Annotated in this window: 14 protein-coding genes; 4 read left to right on the plus strand and 10 right to left on the minus strand. The window is 65.7% G+C overall.

Annotated elements, in window-relative coordinates:
• Positions 1-52 precede the first annotated feature (52 nt).
• Positions 53-487 (minus strand): DUF1801 domain-containing protein, encoded by a 435-nt coding sequence (locus AC5IJH_RS03000; RefSeq protein WP_491901307.1) that lies wholly within the window; start codon positions 485-487, stop codon positions 53-55.
• 73 nt (positions 488-560) lie between these two features.
• On the minus strand, positions 561-1,178 hold the full coding sequence (locus AC5IJH_RS03005) for a TetR/AcrR family transcriptional regulator (protein WP_491901308.1): 618 nt from the start codon (positions 1,176-1,178) through the stop codon (positions 561-563).
• Positions 1,179-1,325: 147 nt separating this feature from the next.
• On the opposite strand from AC5IJH_RS03005, the gene AC5IJH_RS03010 reads away from it, so the two are divergent.
• Positions 1,326-2,138 carry an SDR family NAD(P)-dependent oxidoreductase gene (locus tag AC5IJH_RS03010; RefSeq protein ID WP_491901309.1) on the plus strand — a complete coding sequence of 271 codons (813 nt, stop codon included), beginning with the start codon at positions 1,326-1,328 and terminating at the stop codon, positions 2,136-2,138.
• 73 nt (positions 2,139-2,211) lie between these two features.
• On the opposite strand, the gene AC5IJH_RS03015 is transcribed toward AC5IJH_RS03010, so the two are convergent.
• The 8 genes from AC5IJH_RS03015 to AC5IJH_RS03050 are packed head-to-tail and all read right to left on the minus strand — an operon-like array spanning position 2,212 to position 11,266.
• Positions 2,212-3,738, minus strand: coding sequence for a two-component system sensor histidine kinase NtrB (locus AC5IJH_RS03015; RefSeq protein ID WP_491901310.1), 1,527 nt, complete (start codon positions 3,736-3,738; stop codon positions 2,212-2,214).
• A gap of 4 nt (positions 3,739-3,742) precedes the next feature.
• On the minus strand, positions 3,743-4,198 hold the full coding sequence (locus AC5IJH_RS03020) for a response regulator (RefSeq protein WP_491901311.1): 456 nt from the start codon (positions 4,196-4,198) through the stop codon (positions 3,743-3,745).
• Positions 4,173-6,479: an ATP-binding protein gene (locus AC5IJH_RS03025; protein WP_491901312.1), complete on the minus strand. Its 2,307-nt coding sequence runs from the start codon at positions 6,477-6,479 to the stop codon at positions 4,173-4,175. The genes AC5IJH_RS03020 and AC5IJH_RS03025 overlap by 26 nt, the downstream gene beginning before the upstream one ends.
• The gene (locus tag AC5IJH_RS03030) at positions 6,476-7,093 is read right to left on the minus strand and encodes a biliverdin-producing heme oxygenase (RefSeq protein WP_491901313.1); all 618 of its coding nucleotides are present in this window, start codon (positions 7,091-7,093) and stop codon (positions 6,476-6,478) included. Before AC5IJH_RS03030 ends, AC5IJH_RS03025 begins: the two co-directional genes overlap by 4 nt.
• Positions 7,090-7,947, minus strand: a complete 858-nt coding sequence (gene larB / locus AC5IJH_RS03035) for a nickel pincer cofactor biosynthesis protein LarB (protein ID WP_491901314.1) — start codon at positions 7,945-7,947, stop codon at positions 7,090-7,092. The genes AC5IJH_RS03030 and larB overlap by 4 nt, the downstream gene beginning before the upstream one ends.
• Positions 7,944-9,347 (minus strand): nickel pincer cofactor biosynthesis protein LarC, encoded by a 1,404-nt coding sequence (gene larC / locus AC5IJH_RS03040; RefSeq protein ID WP_491901352.1) that lies wholly within the window; start codon positions 9,345-9,347, stop codon positions 7,944-7,946. The genes larB and larC overlap by 4 nt, the downstream gene beginning before the upstream one ends.
• A gap of 30 nt (positions 9,348-9,377) precedes the next feature.
• Positions 9,378-10,259, minus strand: coding sequence for an ATP-dependent sacrificial sulfur transferase LarE (gene larE / locus AC5IJH_RS03045; RefSeq protein ID WP_491901315.1), 882 nt, complete (start codon positions 10,257-10,259; stop codon positions 9,378-9,380).
• Between the two features lie 20 nt (positions 10,260-10,279).
• The gene (locus AC5IJH_RS03050) at positions 10,280-11,266 is read right to left on the minus strand and encodes an aldo/keto reductase (RefSeq protein ID WP_491901316.1); all 987 of its coding nucleotides are present in this window, start codon (positions 11,264-11,266) and stop codon (positions 10,280-10,282) included.
• A 158-nt stretch (positions 11,267-11,424) separates the two neighbouring features.
• On the opposite strand from AC5IJH_RS03050, the gene AC5IJH_RS03055 reads away from it, so the two are divergent.
• From AC5IJH_RS03055 to AC5IJH_RS03065, 3 genes are all read left to right on the plus strand, one after another.
• A complete protein-coding gene (locus AC5IJH_RS03055) occupies positions 11,425-12,777 on the plus strand; it encodes a tetratricopeptide repeat protein (RefSeq protein WP_491901317.1) in 1,353 nt (450 codons plus the stop codon).
• Between the two features lie 59 nt (positions 12,778-12,836).
• Positions 12,837-14,669: a chloride channel protein gene (locus AC5IJH_RS03060; protein WP_491901318.1), complete on the plus strand. Its 1,833-nt coding sequence runs from the start codon at positions 12,837-12,839 to the stop codon at positions 14,667-14,669.
• 72 nt (positions 14,670-14,741) lie between these two features.
• The gene (locus tag AC5IJH_RS03065; protein ID WP_491901319.1) at positions 14,742-16,211 is read left to right on the plus strand and encodes a sensor histidine kinase; all 1,470 of its coding nucleotides are present in this window, start codon (positions 14,742-14,744) and stop codon (positions 16,209-16,211) included.
• The last annotated feature ends 1 nt before the right edge of the window (position 16,212 follow it).

Here is a 16,212-nt window from a genome sequence, read left to right on the forward strand (position 1 = left end):
TGCATGGGCGCGAAACTCGGACGAACCGTCTTGCCGGTGTCAGGAACTGATCTCAGGAGCTGCTCTCTCGCTTGCTGCTCGTTCGCGGCTTCGGCTTGCCCTTGGGCTGCAGGTTCAGCTCAACCGCGGCGCGGATGACTTGCTTCAACGCGGCCTCGTTGATTGCCTCGCCTTCGTGGATGTCGATGGCGCGACGAACGTTTCCGTCGAGGCTGGAGTTGAACAGACGCGAAGGGTCCAGCAGCGAAGCTCCTTTGGCGAAGGTTAACTTGACAACGGATTTATAAGTCTCGCCCGTGCAGACGATGCCGGCATGCGACCAGACGGGAGTGCCACGCCACTTCCACTCTTCGACGATCTCTGGATCGGCCTCGTGGATGAGTGCGCGGACCTGCGCGAGTGTCTTGCCGCGCCAGTCGGCGAGTTCCCTGATCTTGGCGTCGATGTTGGCAGAGGCAGATTGGGTTGACGGCTCTGGTGGCTTCATGTGCTGCTCCAACCCTTTTTACGACGGGCGAGCGATAGTGTACGGCACCCGGAAGATGGTTGTGGAGCTTAGCTCACGCCAGCTTTGGGTACAGGTGCTCGATCACCTTGGGGAGGTAGTCCTTTACGAAGTTTTTCGCGGTGGCGCCCGGGAAGAAATGTGCCGCCTTCTGTTCCAGAACCAGGTTCGCGAGACCGTGGAGGGTCGCCAAGCCACAGAGCATGGTGGCGGCGTTGTCGAAGTCCTTCGGGTCTGCGTCTGCCTTGCGCTGGTAGGCGAGGATGGCTCGGCCAAGGCGCAGGCCGGGAGCCTTGCTGGCTGCGGCGAGCCGCGGGTCGGTGCGATGGACGAGATCGTTGCGAAACATCAGCCGGAAGTGGCCGGGGTAGTGAAGCACGAAGTGGATGAAGGCGAGGCTGACGGCGCGCACATCGGCGACAACATCGTCGAGGTGCCCGGCTTGTTCGATGTACTGATCCGCTCGCTGGTAGGCGAGGATGGCAACCTCGGTAAGCAGGCCACTGGCACTGCCGAAGTGGTGCGCGGGAGCGGCCGGTGAGACTCCGGCGCGGCGCGCAGCGTTGCGCAGGGAGAAGCCCTCGATGCCGTCTTTCGCGATGATCTCATCGGCGGCTTTGATTAGCGCGGTGCGCAGGTCGCCGTGATGGTAGGTGAGTCGTTCTTTGGCCATTGCCTTGGCAGTCTTGACAGTGTTTAGATTGGCGAGTATTGTCATGAATAGTTCAGTTGATCTGGCTGCGTGGGACGCTCACGTTCCACAACTTAACAGTGTACAGATTATTGGCGAAGGTGGAAAGCCTTCCGAAAGGAATACCGAATGAGTAGCAAAGTCTGGTTTATCACGGGAACATCGCGCGGTTTCGGACGCATCTGGGCGGAAGCAGCCCTGAAGCGCGGAGACAAAGTGACGGCGACGGCGCGCAAGCTGGAGGACATCGCCGACCTGAAGGAGCGATTTGGCGATGCGGTGCTGCCGCTGCAACTGGATGTGACGAACGCGGAACAGGTCCCGCAGGTGATCCAGCAGGCGTACGAGCACTTCGGCCGGATGGATGTGCTGGTGAACAACGCCGGGGTCAGCCTGATCGCGACGGCTGAAGAGGCGACGGATGAACAGATGCAGCGCGTGTTCGACGCGAACTATTTCGGCGTGGTGCGTGTGTTGCGAGCTGCTCTGCCACTGCTGAGGAAGCAAGGCAGCGGGCACATCCTGGGGGTGACGAGCAGCCTGGGCCTGACTCCGATGCCGTTCATCGGGTTCTACTCCGCGACCAAAGCCGCGGCGGAAGCGCTTCACGAAACACTGGCGAAGGAAGTAGCGCAGTTCGGCATCAAGGTGACGATCATCGAGCCTGGCGCGTACGCGACCGACTTCGGCAAGAGCGCCGTCCGAGCCGAGGGCATGCCGGTGTATGACGAATATCGCAAGCAGTTCGTGGCCGGACTGATGCGTCTGAAGCGTGGCGCTCCTGAGGCGACGGCAGAGGCCATCCTTACGGTTGTGGACGCGGAGCAGCCACCACTGCGGTTGATCCTGGGAAGCACATCACTGCCGCAGGTTCGCGCAGTGTATGCAGATCGGCTTGCGACATGGGATGCGTGGGAGCCAGTGTCGGACGCTGCGCAGTAAACACCGATCGAGTGGCCGGCCAGATGAGGATGGCGCTGTGATGGCGCTTCCTCGCTGAGCGGGCGGGTGCGACTCAGGCGGTGCGCGCCGTGGGACCGCCTGGCTCGCCCGCGTACTGATGGATGGCCTCGCACGGCATGGTGATCTGTACCTGTGTGCGATTTGTGCCGTCGGGCTGCGGGCGCGAGCCGATACTAATGGAACCGCCGTACTTTTCGACGATGCCCTTCGATACCCACAGACCGAGCCCGGTGCCATGTTCGCCCTTGGTGCTGAAGAACGGGGTGAAGAGGCGGTCGACGTTTTCGGCGGGCACGCCGGGGCCGCTGTCCTCGACCACGAGGCGCGACATGGAGGGCTTGCTGCCGGAGAGCGTGGAGGCGCGCACGCGGATGCTGCCGCCGTGGGGCACGGCATCGATGGCATTGCTGATGAGATTGATGAGCACTTGGCGCAGATCGCCGCGCGTGGCGAAGATGACGCAGGCAGTCTCGGCAGTGATCTCGGTGGCGATGCCCTTGCTGCGGAAGCGCGGCGTGAAGAGGCGCATGACATCGTGTGCCAACTCGTCAATCTGAATCGGCGAGGGCGTGCTGTTGTCGCGATAGAAGGCGAGCGTCTGCTTGGAGATGGCGGAGACGCGCTGCAACTCATACTCCGCCATGCTGATGTACTTGCGACCGTTGGTGGAGAGCGACCGTTCCTGCTTGAGCAGGAAGACGAGGTTGGTGAGCGATTCGAGCGGGTTGTTGATCTCGTGCGCGATGGTGGCGGCCATGCGACCGGTGACGGCGAGCTTCTCGGCGGTGCGCAGCGCCTCTTCGCGCGTGCGCTGCTCCTGAACGTCGGTCGCGGTGCAGACCCAGCGGGGCGATTCTGTCTCGCCGCCGAAGGTGACGGCGCGAATCATGTACCAGTGATAGTCACCTGTCGGCTGCTGGCGAAGACGCGCCTCGAGCGAGAAGCCGGCGTGATCGCGGCGCGCGCGCGTCCATGCCTGCTCGCAGCCGGCGAGGTCGTCCGGATGCACGACGCGGGAGTCGCACCAACGCAGGCTGTCCTGCTGGATGGCGCGCCGCCATGCGGGGTTCGCGTAATTGAGATTGCCGTCGGAATCGAGCGTCCAGACGAGCTGCGTGAGGGCGTTGGTGAGCTGGCGGAAGCGCTCTTCGCTGGCGCGGGCGGTGGCCTCAGCGCGCAGGCGGGTCTGGTGCTCGTTGGCTTCCTTGAGGGCGCGACGCACGGCGGGGCCGAGGCGGTCGAGCCGCTGCTTGAGAACGTAATCGGTCGCGCCACGGTGCAGGCTGTTGATGGCCACCTCTTCCCCAACGACGCCGGAGATGAAGATGAAGGGCACCTGGGGGTCGCGTTCGCGGACCATGTCGAGCGCGAGCATGCCGTTGAAGCCGGGCACGTCGTAGTCGGCGAGGATGACGTCGTACGGCCGCTGCTCGAGCAGGCGCACGAAGTCTTCCCGTCCCACGGCGTGATGCAGGTCGAGGGAGAAGCCGTCGCGCTCCATGCGGGCGACTGAGAGATCGCGGTCGAGGAGGCTGTCCTCGAGCATCAGGATGGAGACGGGCCGGGGGGAGATGGGCACGGACTTATCCATTCCGGAGCACCCTGGCGCTGCCCGGCGGCGGCTCATTGAGCACAGCCCAGAAGACGCCGAGGTCCTGCACCGCTTTAATGAATTCTGAGAAGGCGACCGGCTTGACGACAAATGCATTCACACCGAGCTGGTAGCCGGTGATGACGTCTCGCTCTTCGCGCGAGGAGGTGAGCAGGACGACGGGCAGATGATCCATGCCGGGCGTCTTGCGGATCATGGCCAGCAGTTCGAGACCATCGATCTTGGGCAGCTTGAGGTCGAGCAGGACGACGGCGGGGTTGCCGACGGCGCGGCCAGCGTGCACGCCGCGGCGGAACAGGTAATCGGCGGCTTCCTCGCCATCGCGGGCGATGATGACTTCGTTGGCCAGCCGGCTCTTCTCAAGGGCGTTGAGGCACAACTCCAGGTCGAGGGGATTGTCCTCAACGAGCAGAATCGGTTTCAGCATCCAGTCCTTCTTGTCTTGCCGGGAGTGTGAAGAAGAAGGTCGCGCCTTTGCCGACCTCTCCCCGCGCGTCGACGCGCCCCCCATGTCGAGTAATAATTCTCTGAATGTTCGCGAGGCCGATGCCGGTTCCTTCGTACTCCTCGGCGCGGTGCAATCGCTGGAACACTCCAAACAATTTATGCGAATACTGCTGGTCAAACCCGACGCCGTTGTCGCGGACCGAGAAGATGTGATCCTTGCCGCGCAGTTCGACGCCGACATGCACCTCCGGGTTGGCTACCTTGCGTGTGTACTTGATCGCATTTGAAAAAAGATTGATGAGCACCTGGCGCAAAAGGTTGATATCCCCGCGCACGATCGGTAACGGGTCCATGGTGAGACGGATCTCGCGACCGTTCGCCTCCTGCGCGTAGACGTCGGACCAGGCGGCCTGGGCGAGCTCGTGCATGTTGACGGCGTGCTGCGCGATCTTGACGCGGCCGATGCGGGAGAAGTTGAGGAGCGTGTCGACCAGCAGGCCGGCAAAGCGAGTGGACTCGATGATGGTGTTGAGGTAGCGGCGTCCCCGCTCGCTGAGACGATCGCGCTCTTCCTCAAGCAGCAGTTCAGAGAAGCCGGAGATATGACGGAAGGGCGCGCGCAAATCATGGGAGACGGAGTAGGAGAACGCCTCGAGCTCCCTGTTGGCGAACTCGAGTTCGGCGGCGATGTCGGCCATCTCCTCGGCGCGGCGGAGCACGATCTGGATGATGGCGCTGCGCAGCTCGGTTGCGGCCTCGATGTCGGTCTCTTCCCAGGGACGGGCCTTGCCGCGAACGGTCTCGGTCCAGGTCGCAAAGGATTTGCGCGGATGGATGGCGAACCGGCCGTTGGCGGTCTCGATCTGCTTCGCGGGCTCGCCTGCCCACTGAATCGTTTCGCGCAGCTCCGGGCGGAACCAGAGCAGGTACGAGCCGTGCACATTCGAGATGGAGATGGCGAGCAGGCCGCTGGCCGTGGTCGCCCATGAGGCGGCTTCGGGAAATTCGGCAGCGAGCGATGATGTGACAAAGACGTGGCGCTCGCCACGCTCGAGCAGCCAGTCTGAGATACGCAGCACCTCGTCGGAGGCAGGCGTGCGACCAATCAGGGTACACTCGCGGCCGAGCACGAGCGCTACGCCGCCGGCACTGGTGAGCTCGAGGAGATCGCCGGCGTGATCGGTGAGGCTATAGAGGTAACGATCCTCCGTTGCCATGGAGGTGAGCAGGCGACGCTGCACGGTGCGCAGCTCGACGGTGCGAGAGAGGCGTGCCGCTTTGAGTTCTGCGGCGACCTGCGCGGCGAAAAATTGCACGAGCAGATCGCAGGAAGCGCGCAGGCGGTAGGCGACGTGACGCGGCTCACGGTGATGGAGCGAGATCAGCCCCCAAAGGCGGCCATCAATCACGATCGACACCGACATGGACGCGATCGTGCCCATGTTGCGCATGTACTCGCGATGGATGGGCGAGACAGAGCGCAGGATGGAGCCCGACAGATCGAGCGTCGGCTCTCCAGGGTTCAGAGCGCAGATTGGCGATGGCGTGTAGTCGACGTTCGGGATGATGCGGACGCGATTGAGCGCGTAGAGACGACGCGCCTGCTGCGGCACATCGGACGCCGGAAAGCGCAGATGGAGATACGAGGGCAGGCGGTCGTTGCGATCCTCGGCGAGCACGATGCCGGTGCCGTCTTGGTCGAAGCGGTACAGCAGGGCGCGATCGAAGCCGGTGAGCCGGCGGATCTGCCGCGCGGCGACGGCGCTGATCGCCTCGATGCCGGTGAGCGTCGGAATGCGCGAGATGATCGAGTACAGATCGGCGTTGAGGGCATCGACGTCGAGCGGCGCGGACTCGGCTTCGAACTCGAGCACGAGGAGACTGCTGCTGCGATAGGAGACGATCTCGAAGTGCGGCGCGCCGGGTTCATCGGAGAGCGGAGCGGTGATGGCGAACTCGGCGGTAGCGGACGGGCGAGCTACCTGGAGCTGGCGCGAGAGCCGGTCGAGAGACGACGCCGGTAGTAGCGAGCCGATCGTGCGGCCGAGGATGCGATCCAGAGGACGATCGAGAAAGTGCGCGGCCGACTCGCTCGCGTGCGTGATGATGCGGGCCCGCAGATCTTCTTCCGGGCCGCTGAGGGCCAGCAGGAAGCCGTGTGGCTGAATGCTGCCGGGCGTGTGGATCGGCTCGCGATCGCAGCTCTTGAGATCGAGCTCAGCCAGGGCGGCTTCAGAGAGATCTGGAAGGCCTGTACTCATGAGTTCGTGTCCACCGCTGGGATGCAGAAGCTGTGCAGAATGCCGCTTGTGCGCAGCCAGTCCTCGAGGCCGAGGAAGGTCTGGCGCGCGGCGTCTACCGCAGGGTCAACATGAGCAGTGGAGAGTTCTTGTTCGATCAAACGGCAGAAGGCTTTCCAGTGTGCGCCGGTCTCCGGGCCGAAGCCGTAGAAGAAGCTGAGTCCGTGCTCCGGAGTGAGGGCCAGGCGCACGGCGAGATTGCGGACCAGAACCTGGCCACCCAGCCGCGAGCCTTCGAGGACATACATCGATCCGAGCAGGCCGGCCGTGGTGTCGAGTGCGGGGACGTAGGGCGCGATTGAAGAAGCAGGCCCGACGGCGGGCGTGCCGAGGGCGCGGAGATCGCTTGCGAGCAGGGCGGCACGTGCGCGCTCGGCGAGCAGGCCAGCGAAGGGCGCGGGAGCAAGACTGCGGGCGCGTTCCTCCCACGCGGACCAGTAGCCGTAGAAGCCGGTGAGCACGGCACGGTACTGATCGAGGGAGAGATCGCCACCGAGTGGGAGCGCTGTTTCGAGCGACTCGTGGAGATCCGCCGTGCCCTGGCGGAGGGCCTGGAGGATGGTCGGTGCGGTCATCCGTGGTTCGCGACGGCGGAGGCCTGGGGATTCGCGGCGGCGGACGCGGGGAGATTTGTGACGGCGGAGGCCTGCGCGCTGCGTGCGCCCTTGCGAGCGATCAGGGTGGCAACGATGGCGGCGCCGAAGCCGTTGTCGATGTTCACGACAGTGACGTTGGGCGAGCAGGAGTTGAGCATGCCGAGCAGAGCGGCGACGCCGCCGAAGGCTGCGCCATAGCCGACACTGGTGGGCACGGCGATGACCGGCGCGGGCACCAGGCCGCCGACCACGCTGGGCAGTGCGCCTTCCATGCCGGCGCAGACGATGGCGACCTCGCAGCGTTGCAGTGCCTCGTGCTGGGAGAGCAGCCGATGCAGGCCGGCCACGCCGACGTCGTAGTAGCGCTCGACCGGCGCACCGAGGAAGGACGCGGTGATGGCCGCCTCTTCAGCGACGCGAAGGTCGCTGGTGCCGGCGCATAGCACCGCGACCGTACCGGCCGCGGGCGCTGTGCCGGCGGTAGCTGCCTGGCGCAGCGTGACACAGCGCGCGATGGCGTGAAACTCAGCGTTCGGCACGCGAGCGGCGACCGCGTGCCACGCGGCTTCGCTGACGCGGGTGGCGAGCACGTCTTCGCCCTGCGCGGCCATGCGGGCGAAGATCTCGGCAACGTGCTCCGGCGTCTTGCCTTCGGCGTAGATCACCTCTGGAATGCCGAGGCGCAGGCCGCGGTGATGGTCGATGCGAGCGAAGCCAGCGTCTTCATAGGGCATCGTGCTGAGGCGCTCGAGCGCGGAAGAGGGCGAGAGTGCGCCGGCGCCGACGGCCTCGAGCAGCGCAAGAACATCATGGCGGTGAAGTGGAGCGCTCACGGCGCGGGGGTCTCCTCGGGAAGGATGTCGGGTTGAGCGGGGCGCTCGCGCCAGGCCGCGAGCGCTGCCTCGAGCACCTGCTTGAGCGGCACGCGGTGAGCGACGGCAAGTATGTGGCAGTCGTCGTATTCCGGCTGCGCATGGGTGAGTGTGCCATCGAGCGAGGCTGTCTTGATGCGCACGTCGCCAAAGGTAGTTGTGATCGTGACGTGTTCTCGATCAAGCGTGCGGCGCTGCTCCAGGCGATGGCGGATGCCAAGCGTCGAGGTCTCGCGAAAGAGCAGCTCTTCAAAGCGCGGGAGGTCGCCGGGGCGGCAGAGGACGGTGAGCAGCGTGCCGAGACGACCCTTCTTCATGGTGACGGGTGTGGTCATGACGTCAAGCGCGCCGTGCTCGAGCGCGAGTTGCGCGGTGTGGGCGACGACCTGCGGACTGAGGTCATCGACTGCGCACTCGAGCACGGCGATGGTTTCGCGCGCGACGGTGTCGGCCGTGGAGGTGTCGGTCGTGGAGGAGTCGGCTATGAGCTCTGTCGCGGTTGCGCCAAGGCTGAGGCGGAGCACGTTGGGAAAGCGCGGTGGATTGCGCGTGCCTGCACCATAGCCGATGCGGTCGAACGCGGCAGCAGGGCGTGTGAAGGTGCAGTCGAGCGCGCGCAGCAGCGCGGCGCCGGTGGGCGTGACCAGTTCCATGGCGGGCCCGTCGCTGTAGGTGGGTGCGCCACGCAACAGGGCGGCAGTGGCGGGCGCGGGCACCGGGAAGCGGCCGTGCGCGCAATCGACGAAGCCACTGCCAACGTTCACGGGCGAGCAGTACCAGCGCTCGACGCCAAGCGAGGTGAGGCCGACCGCCGCGCAGGTGATGTCAACGATGGCGTCGACTGCGCCAACCTCGTGGAAGTGGATCTCCGCGATCGGCACATTGTGGATGGCGGCTTCGGCCTCGCCGAGCAGGGTGAACGCACGCAGGGCGAGTTCGCGCGCCGCAGACGGAAGAGGCGCGGCATGGAGCAGTGCGCGAATCGCAGTCAGCGAGCGGCCATGCTCGTGCTGGTGCTGGTGCTCATGAGGTTGGTCATGCGGGTGCGCATGGTCGTGCGGGTGCGTGTGCGAGTGCTCATGAGCATGGTCGTCCGTGTGCGGATGGGAGTGCTCGTGTGGCGCGGGTTTGGCAGGGGCGTCGGCGTCGTTTCCGTCGACCAGGACGCGAGCCTTCCGGGCGTGGATGCCGCTTCGGTCGGCACCGGCAAAGGTAAGTGTGGCGCCGACGTTCAGAGCTGCCGCGGTCTGGACGAGGAACGCCGGGTCAACGCCGGCGTCGGCCAGTGCGCCGAGCAGCATGTCACCGCTGATGCCGGCAAAGCACTCCAGATAGCCGATACGAACGCGATTCGTGCTCAGGTGTGGTCTCTCCTGCTGGCTTAGTGTCGCTCAGGCGGACTTGCCGCCGCCCGCGAGCACGCTCAGGGGCAGCACTTCGTTCATGGAGCCGCTACGGTACCCATCGCAATCGACGGCAGCGTACTGAAAGCCGGCGCTGCGAACGGCTGCACCGATGCGGCGAAACATGTCGCGGCTGAGCGCGCTCTCCATCTCATCGGGATCAATTTCGATGCGGGCGACGACGCCGTGGTGGCGTACGCGAAAGCGCGTGAGGCCAAGGGCGAGCAGGGCGTCCTCGGCCTGCTCCACCTGCTCGAGGACTTCAGGGGTGACGCGGCGGCCGTACTCAATCCGCGAGGAGAGGCAGGCAGAGGCCGGCTTGTCCCACACGTCGAGCGCGGCAGCGCGGGCCAGGGCACGCACATCGCTCTTGGTCAGGCCGGCGTCGGCGAGCGGCGCAGCAACCGCATGCTGAGTGGCGGCCTGCTGACCGGGGCGGTAGTCGCGCGTGTCGTCGGCGTTGAGACCGTAGATGACGTGAGCGATGCCGCGGGCTGAGCGCTCGCGCTCGAGCACGGTGAAGAGCTCGTCCTTGCAGTGGAAGCAGCGGGTGGCGTCGTTGCGTGCGTAGTCTTCGCTGGCCAGCTCGCCGGTCGCAACCGTGCTGAGCGGAATGGCCTGCGTGGTCGCGAACGCGATGGCCTCGCGCAGATGACGGCGCGAGAGGCTGGCGGAGTCGGCAAGAATGGCGATCATCTGCGGACCGAGCGCCGCATGGGCGGCGTAGGCGAGGTAAGCCGAGTCGACACCGCCCGAGTAGGCCACGACCACGCTGCCGAGTTCACGGAGCCGCGCCTCGAGCGCACGCCGCCGCTGCGACAGGACCTCGTCGTCAGCGGCAGCGGTTGGGAGCACGGGTTGCGCGGACATGGACATGGTCTCCTTGCGCTCTAACCGAGGTACTGCGGATTGTGCGTCGTGCCATCGAACATGGTCGAGGTCTTGTATTTCTCAAACTGCCCGGCGACGGCGGTGTTTGCGGTCTTCGCGAGCAACGCGGTCATCTCCTCGTGCGGCAGCGGCTTGAAGTTACGCGCGACGCCGAGTGCCTGGTTGAGCCGGTCCATGGAATCGCAGCCGGTGATCGTAAGCGAGACGGGGAGGCTCATGGCGTACCGCAGACAGTCTGTCGCACTCACGGTTTTGCTGTCGAGTATGATGCCGTTCCCGATCGGCTTCATGCCGAGGATGCCCATGTTGTGACGCCGCGCGACGGGCAGCACCTTGGTGGTGAAGCTGTCGAAGTGCGCGTCCATAACGTTGAGCGGCATCTGCACGGTATCGAAGGTAAAGCCATGCTTGTCGGCCGTCTCGATCATGTGGAGGTGGATCTCCGGGCTCTTGTGGCCGGTGAAGCCGATGTAGCGCAGCTTCCCTTCCTTCTGCGCCTGTTTAAGGACGTCGACGACATAACCGGGCTGGAAGGCCTGCTCCGGGTCACCCATGCGGATGACTTCATGGATCTGTACCAGGTCGATGTGATCGGTCTTGAGCCGCTGGAGCGACTGTTCGAGCTGCTGGCGCGCCGCGGCCGGGGTGCGGCCGTCAATCTTGGTCATCAGGAAGGCCTTTTGCCGGTAGCCGTCGGCCAGGGCCTTGCCCATGCGCTCTTCACTGACGCCGTCGTTGTAGTCCCAGCAGTTGTCGAGGAAGTTGACGCCGGAGTCGAGCGCGGTGCGCACGATACGGATGCCTTCCTGCTCGGAGACGCTGTGCGCGCCGATGTGGTAGCCGCCGATGCCGATGCAGGCGACGGACTGGCCGGTCCGGCCGAGGGTGCGGCGCGGAATGTCGCCGGTGGCGGCGATTGCCTCCTCGCGGAGCGCGAGCAGCGCAGTGAGAGCGGCGGCAGATTTGAGAAAGTCGCGTCGTTCCATCAGAGCACCTCCGGGGTGGCCGGCAGAGTGGAGGAGCAGGCCCGACCGCGGGCGTGCCTTTCCTTCACCATGAGACGCACGGCAGCGTCCGTACGCTGCGCGAAAGGGTAAGCGCTTTGCAGGGGACGCAAGGGGCAGTAGCCTAGAGGAACGCCCGCGTGAGAACGATCCCCTTCTTTCGGACTCAAGCCCCGCTGACCACGGCCGAGCGGCTCGCCAAGCGCCGTCTCATCGTTCAGGATACGCTCTCCCTGCTGGCCGTCACCGCGACGACGGTGGTGCTGGCGATCCTGACGTATCTGATCTTTCAGTCGTACTCCCAGCACCAGCGGGATGCGGCGGCGCGGTGGAAGCGGCGGGGCGAGGCGGCGCTCCGGAACAACAACCCGAAGGTCGCGGTGTTCGACCTGCGCGCGGCGCTGGGGTATGAGGGCGGAGACCGGACGACGGAGATCGACCTGGCCGATGCGCTGGCCCGTGCGGGCAGGCTGCAGGAGGCAACTGCGTACTTCAACACGCTATGGGAGCGGGAGCCGGGCAACGGCAACATCAATCTGCAATTGGCGCGGCTGGCGGGACGGCAACAGCAGCCGGCGACGGCGCTCGAGCACTACCACGCGGCGATCTATGGCGTGTGGGAGGGGGATGGCGCGATCCGCCGGCGGCAGGTGCGGCTGGAGTTGGTGCGCTACCTGATCCAGCAGAACCGACTGGGCGAGGCGCGGGATGAGCTGCTGATCGCCGCAGGCAATGACACGGGGACGCCGTCGCTACTGGAAACCGCGGGCCTGCTGGCGCAGGCGCACGCATACGGCGACGCGCTGCACCTCTATCGCGAGGTGGCGGGGCGTCGTCCACCGATGACCGAGGCGTTTGAAGGCGCTGGGCAGATGGCGTTTGCGATGGGGCACTTCCGCACGGCTCACCTGTTCCTGGAGCGAGCAGTGACGGTGGCGTCACCGCAGCAGCCGCTGGTGAATCACGAGCTGACGGAGCACAACCTGCAGGTAGCGCGCGCAGTGATGGCGGCGTATCCGTCGCCATCACTGCCGGAGCGGGAGCGACTGCGGCGGGTGGTGCAGGCTTATGCGACAGCGCGACGGCGCTTTCAGGCTTGCACGATGAAAGCACCAGCGGCAGGCGCGGCGACCGGCGGTCAGCCAGGAGCGCCGACGGACGCAGCCAGGACTCACGAGATTGCCGCGCTGGCGGAGCGCTGGCAGCAGGCGCCTTCCCCGCTGACGGTGCAGCAGCTCCAGCGGGATGATGGGCTCGAGACGGTCGTGATGCAACTGGTGTATGACACGGAGCTGGCGCTGGATAGCGCTCCGGCAGCCGCGGCGGGGACCTCGGGCGGCGGAACACCCACGACGCAAACGGCAACAGCACCTGCCGCAAAAACGCCGGCCCCGGCGAGGGTCGCCGCTCCACCGTCGGCCTGCGGACCTCCAGCGGGGCTGGATGCGGCGCTGCTGCGGATTGCCGCGACGCCGGACGGCGTGGACCAGTGACCGGCAGGCTGCGAAGAGCGATAGGTTAGACAAGACGGCAAACAGGCCGATCGAGGACGATGGAGCCAGCGACAGAGTCAGGCAGGATCGAAGCAACGGAGACTGCGAACGGCACGGCTGCAAAAGCCGCAGCAGCCGTAGCAGCGCCGCCCCCCGCCAAGGACGCGCCGGGCGACGTGATGCCGGCGGTCGAGCCGCTGCAGCGGCTGTCGCAGATCGACCTGCTGAAGATTGCGCCGACGCGCGACGAGCGGCTGTTCCTGGTGCTGTCGATCTTTATTGGCATCATCTCCGGCCTGCTGGTGGTGAGCTTCCGGGTAGCGATCAGCTGGATCCAGACGCTCACCATAGGGTCGGTGCCGCAGCCGGGGCTCTACCGGCTGATCTATGTACCGGTGATCCTGGGCACGGTCGTCGCGGTGCTGGTGCAGCGGTTCTTTCCCGGAGCCCGCGGCAGCGGCGTCAACCAGACCAAGGCCGCGCTCTATATCTATAACGGGTTTATCTCGTTCAAGACGGTGATCGGCAAGTTCATCACGTCTGCACTGGCGTTGGGCGCCGGCTTCTCGCTGGGGCCGGAGGATCCGTCGCTGCAGATCGGCGCGGGCGTCGCGTCGATGGTGAGCCGGCGGCTGGGGCTGAGCCGGCAGCGGCTTCGATTGTTCGCGCCGGTGGGTGCGGCCGCCGGATTGGCAGCCGCCTTCAATGCGCCGATCTCGGCCATCCTGTTCGTGATCGAAGAGGTGATCGGTCGGTGGAGCGCAGCCGTGCTGGGTTCGGTCGTGCTGTCGGCGATCTCGAGCGTGGTGGTGGCGCGGCGCTTCTGGGGCTCGGAGCCGATGTTCCAGATCCCCTCCGTGACGGTGACAGATTCGCGCGAGCTGCTGGCCTACGCGGTACTGGGCGTGATCGGCGGACTCTCGGCGAGCATCTTCTCCCGCGCGCTGGGCTACCTGCGGCCACGGCTGCGCAACCTGCCGCGCTGGACCTTTTATGTGCAGACGCCGCTGGCCGGACTAGCGGTCGGGCTGATCGGCTTCTTCGGCTTTCCGCAGATCATGGGTCCGGGCTACGAGGTGATGAACCGCGCCATGCATGGGCAGTTCACCTGGACGCTGCTGCTGACACTCGCGCTTCTGAAGATTCTGGCGACGACGCTGTCGTTTTCAAGCGGTACGCCGGGCGGCATGTTTGCGCCGACGCTGTTCGTAGGCGCGATGCTGGGCGCCTCGATCGGCACATTCGAGCAGCATCACTTCCCTCACCTGCATGTCTCCATCGGCTCGTATGCGCTGGTCGGCATGGGCGTGCTGTTCGCAGCGTTCCTGCGCGTGCCGCTGACGTCGGTGTTCATGGTGCTCGAGGTGAGCGGCAACTACTCGATCATTCTGCCTGTCATCCTGGCGAACACGATCGCGTACCTCGTCTCTCGCAGCCTGCAGCCCGCGGCCATCTTCGAGGTGTTCACGCACCAGGACGGGTTGGACCTGCCCTCGATGGAAGAGCAGCGCGAGGAGATTGTGCTGCACCTGGAGGATGCGCTGCGCCCGCTCTCGATCCCGGTGATCGATGTTGGGGTGACCCTGAAGACGGCGCTCGAGCAGATCGGTGACGCCGAAGTCTTCTTCATCCGCCTGCCGCAGCATGCGTGGTATTCGATGACGGCAGCGGAGCTGCGCTCGATTGCCGCAGTCAATCAACCGGAGACGCCGGTCGCCAATCTGCTGAAGCCGGATCGACTGCCACTGCTCTTCCCCGATCTGCCGTTGGATTCGGCACTGCCGCACCTGGCGCGATGGCCGATCCTGCCGGTACAGAACCGCGCGAGCCGCGGCGCGATCGATGGCACGGTGACGCTGGCCGATGTGCTGTCGCGCTATCAAGCCACCTAGCACCGAGCGAGCAGCAGTGTGGCACACTGAATTCTTGATGGAGCGCCGCCGCGGCTCGCGCCCAACGAACGCATGAGCCTGAGCCAACGACTGATTGCCGGGATGGTGTTGCTGGTTGCCCTGCTGACCGTGGCGGCTGCGGGTGGCGTTCGTCTGCTCGCGCTGGCAAGACTCTCTCCTCACGTGATGCACGCGGCAACACAGGCAGCGGTGGGTGCCGTCGTGCTTGGGTTAGTCATCGCCGCGGTGGTGACGCTCTCCGTTCTGCGGCCGCTGCGACGCTCGGCCGTGCAACTGCGGGCCATCGGCGAAGGCCGCCTGGAGCAGCGGCTGGACTGGAGCGGCAACGACAGCCTGGGCGAGATGGCGACCGAGATCAACCGGATGGCGGTGCACATTCGCGATCTGCGCGAGACGGAGTTCGGGCGCAAGCAGATGGAGCACCAGCTCTCCGACGCAGTGGTGCAGTCGATCTTCGAACCCGTGATCGTGACCGATGCGCGCGGGCAGGTGCTGAAGCTGAATACGGCGGCCGAGCAGTTGCTGGGTGAGTCCGCTGGGGATCGCATGGCGCTGGCCAACACGCCTGGGGGGCAGAAGATTCTGAGCGCAGTGCGCGATGCTGTCTCCATGCAGCGGCCGGTGGCGCACGAGGGCGAGGCGGCGCTGCTGCCGATGTGGATCGGGCAGGCAGAGCGGAGTTATCGACTTCGCACGACTCCCATACGCGACACCGACGGCAAGCTGCTGGGCGCGGTCAGCGTGCTCGAAGATGTGACCGAGCTGCAGGACCTGGACCGCTTCAAGACACGCTTCATTGCGGTTGCATCGGACAAGCTGAGGACGCCGCTCGAGAAGCTGCGGCTGGCGCTCTACTCGCTTAACAAGGGCTTTGCCGGGGATCTGCGGCCGTTGCAGGCAGACCTGGTGCACGGCGCGGAAGAGGATGCCGAGCACCTGAATGACCTGATGACCGACCTGATCGATGTGGCGGAACTTGATACGGGCCAGCGGCAGTTACGAATGGAGCGGCTGCGGCCGATCGACATCCTGCGCGACGCAGCGCTGCGCTTTCAGCAGGAGGCGAACAAGCGCGAGGTGCAGATCCACATCGAGGCCTTCCCCGACCTGTCACCCGTGCACGGTGACAGACGCGCGCTCAAGAGCGTGATGGACAACCTGCTCTCAAACGCGCTGCGCTTCACACCAGCGCGCGGCACCATCGTGCTCGAAGCGCAGGAGCAAAAGAAACGAGTGCAGTTCTTTGTGCGCGACACCGGCGCGGGGATCGAGCCGGAGCGGCTGAAGCGCATCTTCGGGCGGTTTGTGCAGAGCGCACGTCCCGCCGAGCAGGGCCGCGGTGCAGTGGGCAGCGCTGGTCCGGACGGCACGGGGCTGGGACTTGCGCTGGTACGCCGATTGGTCGAGTTGATGCACGGGCAGGTCTCGGTCGAGAGCCGCGTCGGCCAGGGCACGACGTTCAGCTTCACGTTGCCGCTGGCACCGACGCGGCTGACGCGGCACGCAATCGAGGTGGGGTGAG

It is taken from the genome of Candidatus Dedyshia acidiphila (assembly GCF_051025295.1).
Lineage (GTDB): Bacteria > Acidobacteriota > Terriglobia > Terriglobales > Acidobacteriaceae > KBS-83.

Bases quoted from the DNA above. Each gene is read 5' to 3' on its own strand.
- AC5IJH_RS03000 (WP_491901307.1), bottom strand. From the start codon at position 487: ATGAAGCCACCAGAGCCGTCAACCCAATCTGCCTCTGCCAACATCGAC.
- AC5IJH_RS03005 (WP_491901308.1), bottom strand. From the start codon at position 1,178: ATGGCCAAAGAACGACTCACCTACCATCACGGCGACCTGCGCACCGCG.
- AC5IJH_RS03010 (WP_491901309.1), top strand. From the start codon at position 1,326: ATGAGTAGCAAAGTCTGGTTTATCACGGGAACATCGCGCGGTTTCGGA.
- AC5IJH_RS03020 (WP_491901311.1), bottom strand. From the start codon at position 4,198: ATGCTGAAACCGATTCTGCTCGTTGAGGACAATCCCCTCGACCTGGAG.
- AC5IJH_RS03025 (WP_491901312.1), bottom strand. From the start codon at position 6,479: ATGAGTACAGGCCTTCCAGATCTCTCTGAAGCCGCCCTGGCTGAGCTC.
- AC5IJH_RS03030 (WP_491901313.1), bottom strand. From the start codon at position 7,093: ATGACCGCACCGACCATCCTCCAGGCCCTCCGCCAGGGCACGGCGGAT.
- larE (WP_491901315.1), bottom strand. From the start codon at position 10,259: ATGTCCGCGCAACCCGTGCTCCCAACCGCTGCCGCTGACGACGAGGTC.
- AC5IJH_RS03050 (WP_491901316.1), bottom strand. From the start codon at position 11,266: ATGGAACGACGCGACTTTCTCAAATCTGCCGCCGCTCTCACTGCGCTG.
- AC5IJH_RS03060 (WP_491901318.1), top strand. From the start codon at position 12,837: ATGGAGCCAGCGACAGAGTCAGGCAGGATCGAAGCAACGGAGACTGCG.
- AC5IJH_RS03065 (WP_491901319.1), top strand. From the start codon at position 14,742: ATGAGCCTGAGCCAACGACTGATTGCCGGGATGGTGTTGCTGGTTGCC.